This window comes from Microcoleus sp. BROC3 (assembly GCF_036702515.1).
In the GTDB taxonomy this organism is placed as follows: Bacteria; Cyanobacteriota; Cyanobacteriia; order Cyanobacteriales; family Microcoleaceae; genus Microcoleus.
The window spans coordinates 15,712-30,383 of record NZ_JAUBTQ010000021.1 but is presented as its reverse complement, the minus strand read 5'-3'; the positions used below and the strand labels follow the sequence as shown (position 1 = coordinate 30,383).

Genomic DNA, 14,672 nt, shown 5'->3' with positions numbered 1-14,672 from the left:
CGTGATGCTCGATCGATTAAGTCCAGATGAAGTGACAGCACTAGAACTGGCACGGGTGTACCGAAATGCTTTGAAATATGCCCAACACAACAGGAAACATGAGCGCGCCAGCCCAATATGAGATGCCAACAGTGCTTCAACGAATGTCTGATGCCATCAACGCACACGACGTTGACGCGCTAGTGAGCTGCTTCGCTAATGATTTCAAGGGCGAACAACCGCTGCACCCTGAGAGTGCCTTCACCGGACTAGCCCAAGTCCGGGAGAACTGGACTGCCTTCTTTGCCCAAGTTCCTGATTTACGTGCAACTTTGGTCGCTTCGACGATCCACAGTAACCTCGCCTGGGCAGAATGGCACTGGCAAGGTACGCGCACGTCCGGATCGGCACTGAATATGCGTGGTGTAGTCGTTGCTGGCCTACACAACGGAATCATCGCGTGGGCAAGGCTATACATGGAGCCGGTTCATGACCAGTCGTCAACTGGCTAGGTAGAAGTAGATTCTAAGAAGAAAACCTAACGCTCAAAACTACAAGAGGAAACGATGAAAACACTACTGAAGCGATTTGCGTTACTGCTTGGTTTGATGACTGGTGTTTCAACTTATCTCGTCTTACCTGCCTCGGCTGACTCTACTGCTGACTTGGTACTCAGTTTGAAGTGCCAAGGTGGATACAACGTTAATGTTTGGAAAAGGTATAATTCGGGCGAACTTCTCTACCGTTCTACCAGTCCTCAAGGTAATTTGAGTTTGGGCAAGGGAACTAGAGACGATACAGAAGTGGCTCAAGTTTATAAGTTTAAGAATGGCAACTATAAATATCAAGTGCTTGGTGGTAAGGGAGATCGTCAAGGGAAGGGGACTTTAGAGGTTTACAAGAACGGTCGCTCCATTATGAGTAAAACTTGTACAACAAATGGATGAATTGATCTGCTTGTGAACAACTCAAAAACCTGTCTTTAGAAATAGAAAGATTAACTTGCTGCTTAACTCAGGGAACTTGAGTGGTCGGAACAGGATGAACGTTGAAGAATGAAAGCAGTACATAAAAAAGAAAATTATGACACCAACTCTCGCATCAGTAGGATATATGCACACTCTTCTCTGTCGCCAGATCGGCATTACCCACCCCATCTTCTCCGCAGGTATGGGACCTGTAGCCGGACCAGAACTCGCGGCGGCGGTGTCGAATGCTGGTGGCTGTGGGGTGCTGGGTGGAGTGTTCATGCCACCCCCGATCCTCCAACAAGCGATCCGCCGCATCCGCGCCCTGACGCAGAAACCTTTTGGGGTGAACCTCATTCTTCCCCTGCTAGAAGAAGGGCAGATTGATGTCTGCCTAGCAGAGCGGGTACCGCTGCTGGTGCTCTTTTGGGGTGATCCAAGCCCTTACATCGCCGAGGCTCACCGACGTAATACCAAGGTCTTTATCCAGGTGGGGTCGATCGAGGAAGCCACAGCCGCTGCCGCTATGGGTGTTGATGCGCTCATCGTTCAAGGGGTCGAAGCAGGGGGGCACGTGAGGAGCCGCACCTCGCTGTCAACCCTTGTGCCAGCGGTGGTCGATGCGGTTACATCCGTGCCTGTGCTTGCCGCTGGAGGTATTGCTACGGGTCGAGGAGTGGTAGCAGCCCTCAATCTTGGAGCACAAGCGGTGTCAATGGGGACGCGGTTTCTGTGTAGCACCGAAGCCGCTGCAACTCGTGCTTACCAGGAACGGGTCGTCAGCAGCACAGCCGAGGACACGGTGTATACCACGCTTTTCGATGGTGGTTGGTCTGATGCGCCCCACCGGGTGCTACGCAATGCTACGTTCACGGAGTGGGAGGCTGCGGGCTGTCCAACGAGTGGGCAGCGTCCAGGTGAGGGGACGATCGTCGGTACTGTCCCACTGGCTGGCACCACTATGGATGTGCCGAAATATGGGTCGATGATTCCAATCACTGGCTTCATCGGGGATATGGAGTCTGTGGCTCTCTATGCAGGGGAGTCATGCAATCTGATTCACGACATTAAGCCCGCAGCGCAGATTGTTCAGGACGTGGTACGAGAGGCTGAAGAGGTCATCGCACAGATGCAGCGGTAACGGAAAAATTAACTCGCCGCTTAACTCAGGGAACTTGAGTGTTCTGAATGCAATGAAAGTTGAAGAATGAACACATTAAGGAGTTGGAGCGACCTGCAACACCAATCAGCGAACACAATCGCTATCAGTGCGTGGGAGACATCGCAAAGGACAGTATGCAAAGGAAAACATTCAAAACGTCTGATGGTGCCGAATTGAGCTACATCAGTGCAGGTCGAGGCAAACCGATCGTGATGCTTCACGGTTGGTCGCAGTCGGCGGAACAATTCAAATATCAAATTCCCGCTTTTGCCGAACACTATCAGGTGATCGCTGTTGATTGGCGCGGACATGGTGAGTCTGAGAAAGTATCGTTCGGTTATCGAATTTCTCGCTTGTCTAAGGATGTTCAGGAATTAATCGCTGTTCTGCAACTCGAAAAACCACACCTGCTAGGGCACTCGATGGGATGTGCCATCATCTGGAGCTATCTCGACCTATTCGGCTCAGATGAAATTGAGCGGTTACTGTTGGTTGATCAATCGCCACTGGGAACATTGCGATCGCATTGGAACGTTCAAGAAATAGCAGAATCAGGGGCAATTTTTACTGCTGAACAACTCAATGCAGTAATACATACCCTGCAGAACGGCAACGCCGAGGAATCGACTCGAAACATTCTGACTTCAATGGTTACATCAGCGATGTCAAAGGAACAGTTCGAGTGGATCGTCGAGTGCAACTTTCGCTGTCCGCGCGCGATCGCTGCAACTTTGCTATACAACCATCTTCATACGGACTGGCGCGATCGAATAGTCAGGATTCGTCAGCCAACTCTGATTATTGGTGGCAGAAAAAGTATGGTTCCGTGGACATCGCAGGTCTGGATTAATCAAAGCATTCCTGACTCTGAGTTGGAAATCTTTGAGGAGGCTGAGGGCGGCGGACATTTCATGTTCATCGAGAATCCAGAAAAGTTCAACCGACGAGTTTTGCAGTTTCTATCGCGATCGCTTTACCCAGCAGCCCAACATTCCTTCCACCGGGGCGCGGACAACGGATGTCGCGGTCAATTAAAGCACTACAGGTTGCGCCCGGTGAATGCGTCGTGATGGCATCAGCCCGAAAGCCGATCGATCCCGTGATTCAGGGTGGTCGTTTATCTAAATATCAACGCTAGATTCAACGAGTCGGTGACTGCGAAAGTCAACGTAATTTACGACGGATTTTAGATGGAGAAGGACTGCCAATCACATTCGACGGCAATTTTTTGGTTAGAAACAGTTTGCTGATTTCAAAGTAAAGCGATGCTTTAATTTATTTAATTCGCTTCAACCTAGTCACATAATTTAAACTCGCTCCTCTTCATTATTAAGTTACCCAAAATTCGGCAAAAGTAGAAGAGGCTTGCAGCCTCTCTCTAAGATGTCAAATGGGTTCTATAGAGTTGGAGTATCTATGAGGTTGCTAGTTAGAAAATTCCAAATCATCAGCTAATTTAGTTAGGTCCTCCGATAGTTACGCAGCATTTCCTTATTGGTATAACATAAGTTGCAGAGAGATATATGCTTTAGGGCAAACCAACATGACATTTATACGAGCGTGGCGATTCATAACACTGATGCTGGCTTCATTTAGTCTGAGTTTGTCTATGACACATTTGCTAGAGTTGCCGCAAAGAATGCAGTTTGACCAGCAACTTTGGGTGAGAGTAACGGTCTTTGAAAATGTTTATAAATTGTTTGGATCAGTCGGCGCAGCTTTTGAAATTACAGCGATTTTGACAGCAATCGTGCTGGCATTTCTTGTTCGCAAACATGGTTCAACTTTTTACTGGACGTTGGGCGGGGCTATTCTCTTGGTGCTAGCGTTTGTGAGTTGGATCATGTTTGTCGCGCCAATGAATGCTGAATTCGCCCAATGGTTGACGAATCCCGTTCCAGCAGATTGGACGCGGTATCGTGACCAATGGGAGTATGCACACGCAGTCAACGCCTTGATTAAAATCATTGGGCTAAGTTTGCTCGTAATTTCTGTGCTTGTTGAAACGCCGAAAAAGAGAGCGATCCATTCTGATCGTGAGTGAGGCTCGTTTATTAGATGGATGAGCTGCTAAAGGCTGGGGCTGCCTATGCGCTGGTAAGGTTGCTTGCAGGACATTAAAAATAAAGTAGAAAATGAGGAATCTACATCTTTGAGTAAATGTTCTTTACTTCTTTCTATTCTCGGGTTATTCAAATTGGCAAAATCTTCTAAAAAACTGGTATTTAAAAGATTCATCGAAGGCAATGAATCAGTTTGCTTGTGTGGAAAAGTTACAGCTTTACTAAAACCTCTTGCCCTTGATAAAACCCATAAAATACAACAAAGTACATTGAATTTTAGTCGGATTTAACTGTAGCATATTTTGGGTTCCAGTTAAGATGCGTTTACCCTGCCGTTGAATCAACGATTAAACGAATTGGAAGCTTGGGTGAAACTATCGGGGCGAGCGTGGAATATCGAGAGTGTTTCCTCTATCTTTTCTCTTCGCTGTGCTTATCTTAATGGTCAACTTTCAGCTTGATGTATCTGCATTCATTGAGATGCACCCGGGCGTCCCGCCCGAAGGCGTGTATTTTCACAGCAGGCGGGACACCCGACAAGAACCATCCTCAAATTGTGCAACGCCGAATTTGAAGGCCGGCACAGCCAGAACCTACAGGATTTTAACTCACATTTTTAGTTACGAAATTTCAGTGCAGAATGCCCTGACAGCTTCGGCAAACTTCTGGTTATGTTCCATTAATGCCATGTGTCCTCCTTTCTGTATCGTAACTAGCTCTGCTTGAGGTAATTCTGCTTTCATTCGCAGGCTAGCTGGGGGGGTAGTGGCAATATCTGAATCGCCGCAGATCACCAACACTGGAATGTCAATTGATGGCAAAGTTTTTGTTTCCTCAAATTTGAGCATTCCCAGTGTGCCGCGAGCGAGAACGCCGGGAGAACCCAAGGCTGATAAGAAAGCTGAGAAATCTAATTGACCGCGCGTTTCAGTGCCTTTAAATCCCGATACTTCTACACTGATGTACAGTGAACCATTGAGATAGCTCAGCCAAGTCATTCCCCACATAATGGGTTCAAGAGCTATGGTGAGGTAGAGCAGAGGTTGAAGCAGCGGCTTCTGCAAAGCGCGCCATAAACCGCTAAAAATAGCGGTTTTGAGAGGATTAGTATAAGTCGTATCTACCAGAATTAAACCCGCTACTCGACTACCGAGAAGTTCTGGGAAAAGCCGACTGAATGTTAGAGAAATCATGCCGCCCATGCTGTGTCCGAGTAGGATAACAGGTTTATTTCCTGCTATGGCAATGACGGCTTCGAGATCGCGGGCAAATTTTTCTAGGGAGTAGTCGCTGTTTTTTGGTCTAGTGGATTTCCCCAAACCTGGAAGATCCCAAACAATCACTCGGAAGCGATCGCTTAGTTGCCGTTTCGCGTAATACCAAACCATACTATTCGGCCCCCAACCATGTGAGAGGATAATCGGCTGTCCGTCCTCTGGGCCGTAGAATTCTACTTGTAAAATAGTGCCATCAGGCCTCTCTACCCGCTGAACCGTACCCGTCCGCGTCGGCTTCGGTTCGTCAGCACCGGGGCGGCGGAACAGCGGCAAACTGATCGAGCGGCCACCAACAGACCAAAGAAGCATCAAGACTCCGCTGACTAAGTAGGAAATCCCTACAAGTGCGCCGATGTACCATTCGTAAATAATGTATATACCTGTGCCAAGTACCCCGATGGACAGCAGTCCCACCAGCCATAGGAACAGGAAATTGAAGGGCATGAACGGCATAAGCTGAAACCTTGGGTAGGATTTTGGTTGCGGATTCAAACAGAATCATACTCAGGTTAGGCCACAGTAAGCAAGCGATCGGTTAAGCTCTTAATTTGTGCGCTGGTAGAATTTATTTTATTGATTTGCCCAAGTAATGACAGGATGACTCAAAATGCCAGAGCCAACAATTATGAATCTTTTGAACTTGATTGAGTTCATAATTATAAAATCCAGCTATTCCGGTTTCAACAAGACCTGATCTTCTAAGCTGAGTTTATTTGGTGCAGATTTCTTCTTTCTACAACATATTTTTAGCCCTTTGACCGGGCGCGAGCTTTGAATCCCTCGTTGGTCTTACCAGGTTACTGTCGTGGCATTCAGACTTTTGCAAGAGATCTATTGACATTAATTTCAAGGTCAAGTTAACTCACGAAAGTTTTTAAGTTCTTCTAAATTTTGAGTTTGTTCCTCAAGACGAATCGCTAAGCGATCGCACACCAGTTCACACAATTCAAAGATAATCGGATCGGCAATTTCATAAAAAACACTGATTCCTTGTGGCTGACGAGTCACCATGCCTGCTTGGGTTAGCACCTTTAGATGCTTAGAAACGTTCGCCTGTCCCAGCCCCGTCGCTTCGATAATTTCCGTGACATTTTTAGATCCTGACTTCAGACAACACAAAACTTGCAGCCGACTCACTTCAGATAGAACTTTGAAAAACTCAGCAACGGGAGCAAGGGCTTGAGGAGACGGCTTTAGCATACAAACCTAAAAATTACATCTTACTATATATAGTTAATTCTAATATTACCACATAGTAATATGGTAAGACAATCTAATTTGCAAGATACCAATGGAAAACGTTAAAAAGATCAACTCGGAGCTAACCGTAGCCGGACAGGTGAAACCAGAGCAGTTGCAACAAGCTGCTACAGAGGGATACAAGTCTGTATTGAATTTGCGATCGCCTGATGAGGAAGGCTTCATGCACGATGAGCAGCAACACGCAGAAGCCGCAGGATTACAATATGTCAACATTCCAGTCAAGCCAGACGGGATGACTGACGAGTTGACGGATAAAATTTTAGCGCAAATCGATCAACTACCAAAACCTGCTCTCATTCATTGTGCAAGTTCCATGCGTGCAGGTGCAATGGCATTTATGAACGTGGCGACGCGGCAAGGGATGACACCAGAGCAAGTGTTTGAGAAGGCAAGCGAAGCTGGCTTTGACTGTGATTCTCAGCCAAATATGAAGCAATTCTTGGAGAGTTACGTCTCTAAGCACTCAAAAACAGTTTAAATTTTTCCCGAATTAAAGAAAGTCAGGTTTGTGGGTGAATAGCTTGTTGCCCAACCTGACAATCTTTTTGCTGATTACTGTTGTATAGAGGACTCACAATGGCATTAGTTTTAGAGCAAATAAATGTTGAGGGACTAGCACACCTGTCCTATCTAATTGGCGACGACAAAGCAGGCGTAGTAGCAGTGCTTGACCCCCGCCGCGATGTAGATATTTATATCCAAAGAGCCAGAGAAATAGGTGTAAGAATCACCCACATAATCGAGACTCACATTCATGCTGATTTTGTATCAGGCTCGCACGAACTAAAAGCCAGAACTTTTGCCCCCATATATGGCGGCAAAAGTGATGATTATAAATTTGATTTGCATCAACTAAATGAGGGGGACGAATTAAAGATTGGTAACGTTACCCTTCGCGCAATACATACCCCCGGACATACCCCAGAACACATCTCGTTGCTAATTTTTGATGCCAAGCAAGGTAAGGAACCATTCGCAATATTTACTGGTGACTTCTTGTTTAACTTAGATGTAGGAAGACCAGATTTACTAGGTGGTGGTACTGAGAAAAAACTGGCGGCGCAACTATATCATTCATTGTTTGATAAACTCGTACCGTTAGGCGATCGCCTAGAAATTTATCCCTCTCACGGTGCGGGTTCATCATGTGGTAAATCCATAGGCGATCGCCGACAAAGTACCATTGGTAATGAACGAATCTTTAGCCCTGTTTTTAAAGAGCGTACCGAAGTAGAATTTGTCGAATGGGTATTAGGTGGAATGCCAGAACCACCAACACACTACCCACGTTTAAAAAAAGTTAATGCTCAAGGAGCAAAAGTGTTAGGTGATGTGCCAATTTTACCGCCCTTATCGCCCCAAGAATTTCAACAGTTAATGCAAGATGAAAACACCGTAGTCATTGATACACGCTCAATTCTTGCTTTTTGTGGCGGACATATACCAGGCGCAATTAACATCGCTTTGCGTCCAGAATTTCCTAACTGGGTAGGTTGGATGATTGACCCAGAAAAGAAAATTTTAATGGTGCTAGAAAGTGAACGGGGTGTTAGTTTAGCTTCCCAGCAATTATTCCGAATTGGTTATGACAATATTGCTGGGTATCTTCACGACGGCATGACAAGTTGGCAGAATGCAGGCTTGCCTTTGAAACATCTGGGTGAATGGACTGTGCATGAGTTAAACCAACAGAAAGATCATCCTGATGTGACGGTGCTGGATGTCCGTGGAGATGACGAGTTTAAGGATGGTAACGTGCCTGGTGCTAAACACATATATGTGCCGCATCTGGAAGAACATCTAGATGAGTTAGACAAAAATCAAACTATTGCAACTTACTGTGGCAGTGGTTATCGCGCTTCAATTGCTGCAAGTTTGCTACAAAAACATGGCTTCGAGAAAGTAGTAAATGTTCCTGGTTCGTGGAATGCTTGGACTGCTGAAAAATTGCCGGTAGAGAAATCTTAACACAAGGGAATTGCTTCAATAGACTTACAGAATGTTATTTCGCCATTCAACCAAAAATCAAACATTTACACCTACAACTCTATTATGTCATTGAAAAAAATATAGCAACCCTAAATCATTGGCCTAATTATTGTAGGGGCAATCCCCCCATTGTTGCCCCGATATATAGGGGGTAGGCACGGAGGCACTACCCCTACAAATTTACATGAATGATTTAGGATTGCTATACTACCTATTTCTGTGTAGGCTGCTATATCAATAGGGATAGCCTATGCGATCGCCCAAGTGCCAATTTCCAACCGCGATCGCGTTTATAGGGCTGACCAAAATGCCCATACAATCTTTGTAATCAATACAGCTACTAATACCCTTTTGGCTCGGATTTCTTTAGACAATTATCGCCCAATATTTTAAGTGCGTTATATCGGGGTGAAGTAAATGTCTCGGCCGTAGAATTCTACTTGTAAAATAGCGCCATCAGGCCTCTCTATTCGCTGCACCGTACCCGTCCGCGTCGGCTTCGGTTCGTCAGCACCGGGGCGACGGAACAGCGGCAAACTGATCGAGCGGCCGCCAACAGACCAAAGAACCATCAACACTCCGCTGACTAAGTAGGAAATCCCTACAAGTTCGCCGATGTACCATTCGTAAATAATGTATATACCTGTGCCAAGTACCCCGACGGACAGCAGTCCTACCAGCCATAGGAACAGGAAATTGAAGGGCATGAACGGCATAAGCTGAAACCTTGGGTACGATTTTGGTTGCGGATTTCAACAGAATCATACTTAGGTTAGGCCACAGTAAGCAAGCGATCGGTTAAGCTCTTAATTTGTGCGCTGGTGGAATTTATTTTATTGATTTGCCCAAGTAATGACAGGATGACTCAAAATGCCCGATCCAAAAATATCGAGTTCATCGCCAAATGCAAGAGATTCTGTCACGGTGGAGTTAGTTGAGTTTTTATCTTATCTTCGCAGTCTAGATATTAATATTTTTGTTGAGGGCGAGATCCTGCGCTGCAATGCTCCAGAAGGAATTATTACACCAGAACTACGCGCCGAAATTTCTCAGAAAAAAGCGGAAATTATTTCCTTTTTAAAAGCAGCTAATCGGACTTCTAGTTTTACTTCTACACCGATTGTTCCTCTGGGACGAGACGGAAACCTACCGCTTTCCTTTGCACAGCAGCGCTTGTGGTTTCTCGACCAATTAGTCCCGAATAATCCTTTTTATAATGTTCCCGCAGCATTGCGTTTGACAGGTGCGCTCAATTTTTCGGCGCTGCAACAAACCTTCAATGAAATTGTGCGCCGCCACGAAGCTTTACGCACGACTTTAGCCGTAGTTTCGGGGCAACCTGTTCAGAGAATAGCTGCTGCTTTCCACCTCCCGATTAATGTAGTGGACTTGCGAAACCTGCCAAAGGAATCTCGACAAACTGAAGCAAACCGGCTCACGGCCGAGGAAGCTCAACGCTCTTTCAATTTGTCCAATGACTTGTTGCTGCGAGTTACATTATTGCAGTTAGATGATACCGAATATTTACTAATGCTGAATATGCACCACATTGTCTCCGATGGTTGGTCTATCGGAGTGCTAATTCAGGAATTAGGCGCACTTTACACGGCATTTGCTAGCGAAAAACCTTCGCCTTTACCGGCTTTGTCGATCCAGTACGCTGATTTTGCCAAATGGCAGCGCGAATGGCTGCAAGGGGAAGTTTTAGAAACGCAGCTTGCTTACTGGAGACAGCAGTTAAACGGCATTTCTATGCTAAATTTGCCTGCGGATCGACCCAGGCCAGCAATCCAAAGTTACCGAGGCAAAAGGCAATTTTTGCAACTGCCAAAACAACTGAGCGAGGCTTTAGAAACGTTGAGCCAGCGCGAAGGAGTGACGCTGTTTATGACAATGCTGGCAGCTTTTAAAACGTTGGTTTACCATTACGCGCAGCAAGAAGATATTGTTGTAGGTTCGCCGATCGCCAATCGCAACCGCAGTGAAATAGAAGCATTAATCGGTTTTTTTGTCAACAGTTTGGTACTGCGTACAGATTTGTCGGGAAATCCAACTTTTCGGGAACTTTTAAACCGAGTCAAAGAGGTAGCATTAGGAGCTTACGCTCACCAAGATTTGCCGTTTGAGAAGTTAGTAGAAGAACTGCACCCCGATCGCGCGTTGAACCAAAATCCCTTATTTCAGGTGGCGTTTGCGCTGCAAAACGCGCCGGGGAATCGGTTAGAATTGCCAGAATTAACACTCAGCCCGCAGCAGTTAGATGTGGGTACAGCGCGGTTTGATTTGGAGTTTCATTTGTGGGAGCGATCGCCCAACAGCTCCGGAAGCAACCAATCGCCCAGCAATAAGCTGTGGGTTGATAGCTCGGAGGGCATCAGCGGCATGGTTATTTACAGCGCCGATTTATTTGATGAAGCTACGATTTGCCGAATGTTAGGGCATTTTCAAACTCTGTTAGAAAGCATTGTTGCAAATCCCGAACAGCGAATCGCAAATTTGCAATATTTGAGCGCCCAAGAGCGCTATCATTTGTTAGTTGAATGCAACAATACTCAGGCAGACTATCCGCAAGATTTGTGCATTCATCAGCTATTTGAAATGCAGGCCGATCGGACACCGGATGCGGTGGCGCTGGTATTTGGAGAGGAGCAAGTCACCTATCGAGAGCTAAATCTCCGCAGCAACCAACTAGCACGTTACCTACAAAAAATTGGGGTTGGGGCGGACGTTTTAGTCGGGCTTTGCTGCGGGCGATCGCTCGATCTGATTCTAGGGATGTTGGGTATCCTGAAAGCGGGAGGAGCTTACTTAATTTTAGATCCGAGCTATCCTGCTGAGCGATCGAGCTTTATGCTAAAAGATGCTCAAGTGTCAGTATTGCTTACCCGCCAGGGAATTTATTCCCTGTCTAATAGCGAAAGTCGTCTAAAGACGACTGAAGGAGGACAAGTTTCCAGTCGGCTTCAGCCGACTTCAGCTATGAGCCAGGGAATTTATTCCCTGGTGGATGATGGCGAAGTGCAAAATTTAGAAACACAGTCAGATGATAAAATTCACCATCCAAGGGTTGTTTTTCTAGACACAGACTGGGAGATGATTTCCCAAGAAATCGCCGACAATCCCACCAGCGCAGCCACAGCCGAAAATCTGGTTTACGCGATTTACACCTCCGGGTCCACCGGAAAGCCGAAAGGAGTGGAAATTGAGCACGGGAGCTTGTTAAATCTCGTTTTTTGGCATCAAAGAGAGTTTGGGGTGTCAGCGGGCGATCGGGCAACGCAAATTGCTGCGATCGGCTTTGATGCTTGCGGGTGGGAAATTTGGCCTTATCTCGCCGCGGGATCTAGCATCTACTTTCCAGAAGATGACATCAGGCGAGATCCTGAAAAACTGCAAAACTGGTTAGTATCAAAAGCCATCACAATTAGCTTTTTGCCAACACCTTTAGCCGAGAAAGTTTTGCTATTAGATTGGCCTCAAACAACAGCGTTGCGAATCTTGCTCGCAGGCGGCGAAAAACTGCAACAACATCCTTTAAAATCCCATCCATTTAAGCTAGTAAATAATTACGGCCCAACCGAGAACACCGTCGTCACAACTTCCGGTTATATTCCTGCAACAGAGCAAACAGACATAGCCCCGACAATTGGCCGCCCCATTGCTAACACTCAAATCTACATATTAGACAAATATTTGCAGCCCGTACCAATGGGGGTTGTTGGCGAATTGTACATCGGCGGAAACGGACTCGCTCGCGGCTACCTCAACCGCCCAGATTTAACCGCACAACGCTTTATTGTCAATCCTTTTAAACCAAATTCAGGAGAGCGAATTTACAAAACTGGCGACTTAGTGCGCTACAGAGCCGATCGCAACCTTGAATTTTTAGGACGCATTGACGAACAAGTAAAAATTCGCGGTTTCCGCATCGAATTAGGAGAAATCGAGACAGTATTAACTCAACATCCGGCCGTGCAGCAAACTGTAGCAATAGCTTCGGAAGATGGACAGGGAGATAAACGTTTAGTAGCTTATATTGCCCTGAATGCAGAATATAGCGTTGCCCGCGAAAAAAACCAAATAATGCAATTGCAGGACGAACAGGTTTTGCAGTGGCAAATGCTCTACAATGAAACTTACAATCAACCTGCTGTTGACTCAGATCCCACATTTAATATTGTCGGCTGGAATAGCAGTTATACTAATCAGCCAATCCCAGCAGAACAGGTGCGTGACTGGGCGAACAATCAAGCCGCCCAAATTTTAGCTTTGCAGCCTAGCCGAGTGTTAGAAATTGGCTGCGGCACAGGTTTGTTGCTGTTCCAAATTGCCCCTCGCTGCACTCAATATTGCGGAACAGACTTTTCCCCTATTTCGCTCAACTATATTCAGCAGCACTTGGCAAATCAAGAGTTAGCTAATGTAACGCTGCTTCAGAAAATGGCGACAGACTTTGAAGGAGTAGAGACAGCAGCTTTTGACGCAGTAATTCTCAACTCAGTCGTGCAATATTTCCCGACTATCGACTATCTCGTGCAGGTGCTAGAAGGTGCGGTGAAAGCAACTGCCCCCGGCGGCTTTATATTCATCGGAGATGTCCGCAGCTTGCCGTTGCTGGAAGCTTTTCACGCTTCGGTACAACTGTATCAAGCCGAACCTTCTCTCGCGGGCGAACAGTTGCAGCAGCGAGTACAAATGCAAATTTTTCAAGAAACAGAGTTAGTTATTGAACCAGAGTTTTTTAGCGCATTAAAGCACCTCTTTCCGCAGATTGGCGGCGTAGAGATTCAATTAATTCGCGGTAGCGATCGCAATGAGTTAACTAATTTTCGGTACAATGCGATTCTGCATATTGCATCTGAAACAGTACGCCCGAAATCACCGCCAAAAGGGGAGCGGGGCGCAGAAAAGCGCCTGGATTGGTTGAATGAAAATCAGAATCTGACTGTTAGCAAGGTGCAACAAATATTATTGCAAAATCAACTCGATGTTTTAAGAATTGCTAATGTGCCTAATGCGCGGGTAACGGCAGCAGTTAAGGCGGCAGAGTTGCTGTCTGTTGTCGATAAATTTCCAACAGCAGGTCAGTTGCAGAAAGCCGTGGAAAAAGTCGAGGATTTAGGAGTCGATCCCGAAGCGTGGTATGCTTTGGAAGTTCCGTATAATGTTAATATTAGTTGGTCTAATTCCGACAGTCAAGGGCGCTACGATGTAGTGTTTGCACGGGGCGAAACCAGAGATTTTGTGCGAGAAACCCGAAGCGAGAACTTGCGTCCTTGGCGCTCTTATGCTAATAATCCCTTACAAGCTAAAGCAGCCCGTAAATTAGTGCCACAGTTGCAGGCTTATCTAGCAGAAAAACTGCCGGAATATATGATTCCGTCGGCTTTTGTGGTGCTGGAGTCGCTACCGGTGACGGCTAACGGAAAGGTCGATCGGCTCGCTTTGCCTGTACCGCAGCCGATTAAGTTAGAATGGGCTGGCGGTTATGTTGCGCCTCATACTTCTATTGAGGAAGTTTTAGTGAAAATTTGGGTTGAGGTTTTGGGGATAAAGCGAGTGGGTATCCGGGACAATTTCTTTGAATTAGGAGGCCATTCGCTGCTGGCGACTCAGCTTGTTTCTAGAGTGCGAGATGCTTTCGCGGTAGAGTTGCCTTTGCGTCGCGTTTTTGAAGCACCGACAATTGCAGAATTATCTAAGATTGTGGAGAATTTAAAAGATAAGAATGCTAATATTAAAGCTCCTGCTTTAGTCCCTGTTTCTCGCGAAAATCGTCGCGTGAAGCTGTCATCGCTGAACAGAGAAAATAAAGACAGATGATGAAAACTCTATTGTCCTTAGAAAAAAATACACCCAATGAGTTCATACGCTTTCTGGAACAATTAAGGCGGCGTCGGCAAGAGCTTCCTTTGCTTTGTCGCTGTTTCTGAATATGCTCACCGTCACCCCGATACTGATGTCTACGTAA

At 46.2% G+C, this 14,672-nt stretch carries 11 protein-coding genes and 1 pseudogene; 9 read left to right on the top strand and 3 right to left on the bottom strand.

Annotated elements, in window-relative coordinates:
• Positions 1–77: 77 nt before the first annotated feature.
• The 6 genes and pseudogenes from QUB30_RS15240 to QUB30_RS15215 form a co-directional block, all read left to right on the top strand.
• On the top strand, positions 78–491 hold the full coding sequence (locus QUB30_RS15240; RefSeq protein ID WP_333334601.1) for a nuclear transport factor 2 family protein: 414 nt from the start codon (positions 78–80) through the stop codon (positions 489–491).
• Between the two features lie 54 nt (positions 492–545).
• Entirely contained in the window at positions 546–926 is a 381-nt protein-coding gene (locus tag QUB30_RS15235) for a hypothetical protein (RefSeq protein WP_333334599.1), read from the top strand.
• Between the two features lie 136 nt (positions 927–1,062).
• Positions 1,063–2,088, top strand: coding sequence for a nitronate monooxygenase (locus tag QUB30_RS15230; RefSeq protein ID WP_333334597.1), 1,026 nt, complete (start codon positions 1,063–1,065; stop codon positions 2,086–2,088).
• Positions 2,089–2,147: 59 nt separating this feature from the next.
• Entirely contained in the window at positions 2,148–3,179 is a 1,032-nt protein-coding gene (locus QUB30_RS15225; protein ID WP_333334595.1) for an alpha/beta hydrolase, read from the top strand.
• Between the two features lie 539 nt (positions 3,180–3,718).
• Positions 3,719–4,153, top strand: a complete 435-nt coding sequence (locus QUB30_RS15220) for a hypothetical protein (protein WP_333334593.1) — start codon at positions 3,719–3,721, stop codon at positions 4,151–4,153.
• Between the two features lie 353 nt (positions 4,154–4,506).
• Positions 4,507–4,633 (top strand): annotated as a pseudogene (locus tag QUB30_RS15215) (ISKra4-like element ISMiva1 family transposase); the annotation flags it as partial.
• Between the two features lie 159 nt (positions 4,634–4,792).
• On the opposite strand, the gene QUB30_RS15210 reads toward QUB30_RS15215, so the two are convergent.
• Both QUB30_RS15210 and QUB30_RS15205 read right to left on the bottom strand, forming a co-directional pair.
• Entirely contained in the window at positions 4,793–5,902 is a 1,110-nt protein-coding gene (locus QUB30_RS15210; protein WP_333334591.1) for an alpha/beta hydrolase, read from the bottom strand.
• A gap of 399 nt (positions 5,903–6,301) precedes the next feature.
• Positions 6,302–6,649 carry a metalloregulator ArsR/SmtB family transcription factor gene (locus QUB30_RS15205; protein ID WP_333334589.1) on the bottom strand — a complete coding sequence of 116 codons (348 nt, stop codon included), beginning with the start codon at positions 6,647–6,649 and terminating at the stop codon, positions 6,302–6,304.
• 91 nt (positions 6,650–6,740) lie between these two features.
• On the opposite strand from QUB30_RS15205, the gene QUB30_RS15200 reads away from it, so the two are divergent.
• Both QUB30_RS15200 and QUB30_RS15195 read left to right on the top strand, forming a co-directional pair.
• Positions 6,741–7,190 carry a protein tyrosine phosphatase family protein gene (locus QUB30_RS15200; RefSeq protein ID WP_333334587.1) on the top strand — a complete coding sequence of 150 codons (450 nt, stop codon included), beginning with the start codon at positions 6,741–6,743 and terminating at the stop codon, positions 7,188–7,190.
• Positions 7,191–7,288: 98 nt separating this feature from the next.
• Positions 7,289–8,680 carry a rhodanese-like domain-containing protein gene (locus tag QUB30_RS15195; RefSeq protein ID WP_333334585.1) on the top strand — a complete coding sequence of 464 codons (1,392 nt, stop codon included), beginning with the start codon at positions 7,289–7,291 and terminating at the stop codon, positions 8,678–8,680.
• A gap of 419 nt (positions 8,681–9,099) precedes the next feature.
• On the opposite strand, the gene QUB30_RS15190 is transcribed toward QUB30_RS15195, so the two are convergent.
• A complete protein-coding gene (locus QUB30_RS15190; protein WP_333334583.1) occupies positions 9,100–9,417 on the bottom strand; it encodes a hypothetical protein in 318 nt (105 codons plus the stop codon).
• Positions 9,418–9,571: 154 nt separating this feature from the next.
• On the opposite strand from QUB30_RS15190, the gene QUB30_RS15185 reads away from it, so the two are divergent.
• On the top strand, positions 9,572–14,524 hold the full coding sequence (locus QUB30_RS15185) for an amino acid adenylation domain-containing protein (RefSeq protein WP_333334582.1): 4,953 nt from the start codon (positions 9,572–9,574) through the stop codon (positions 14,522–14,524).
• Positions 14,525–14,672: the final 148 nt, after the last annotated feature.

What these genes read in the sequence shown, in the direction of transcription:
- QUB30_RS15240 (WP_333334601.1), top strand. Translation starts at nt 78, where the DNA reads ATGCCCAACACAACAGGAAACATGAGCGCGCCAGCCCAATATGAGATG.
- QUB30_RS15235 (WP_333334599.1), top strand. Translation starts at nt 546, where the DNA reads ATGAAAACACTACTGAAGCGATTTGCGTTACTGCTTGGTTTGATGACT.
- QUB30_RS15230 (WP_333334597.1), top strand. Translation starts at nt 1,063, where the DNA reads ATGACACCAACTCTCGCATCAGTAGGATATATGCACACTCTTCTCTGT.
- QUB30_RS15220 (WP_333334593.1), top strand. Translation starts at nt 3,719, where the DNA reads ATGACACATTTGCTAGAGTTGCCGCAAAGAATGCAGTTTGACCAGCAA.
- QUB30_RS15210 (WP_333334591.1), bottom strand. Translation starts at nt 5,902, where the DNA reads ATGCCGTTCATGCCCTTCAATTTCCTGTTCCTATGGCTGGTGGGACTG.
- QUB30_RS15205 (WP_333334589.1), bottom strand. Translation starts at nt 6,649, where the DNA reads ATGCTAAAGCCGTCTCCTCAAGCCCTTGCTCCCGTTGCTGAGTTTTTC.
- QUB30_RS15200 (WP_333334587.1), top strand. Translation starts at nt 6,741, where the DNA reads ATGGAAAACGTTAAAAAGATCAACTCGGAGCTAACCGTAGCCGGACAG.
- QUB30_RS15195 (WP_333334585.1), top strand. Translation starts at nt 7,289, where the DNA reads ATGGCATTAGTTTTAGAGCAAATAAATGTTGAGGGACTAGCACACCTG.
- QUB30_RS15190 (WP_333334583.1), bottom strand. Translation starts at nt 9,417, where the DNA reads ATGCCGTTCATGCCCTTCAATTTCCTGTTCCTATGGCTGGTAGGACTG.
- QUB30_RS15185 (WP_333334582.1), top strand. Translation starts at nt 9,572, where the DNA reads ATGCCCGATCCAAAAATATCGAGTTCATCGCCAAATGCAAGAGATTCT.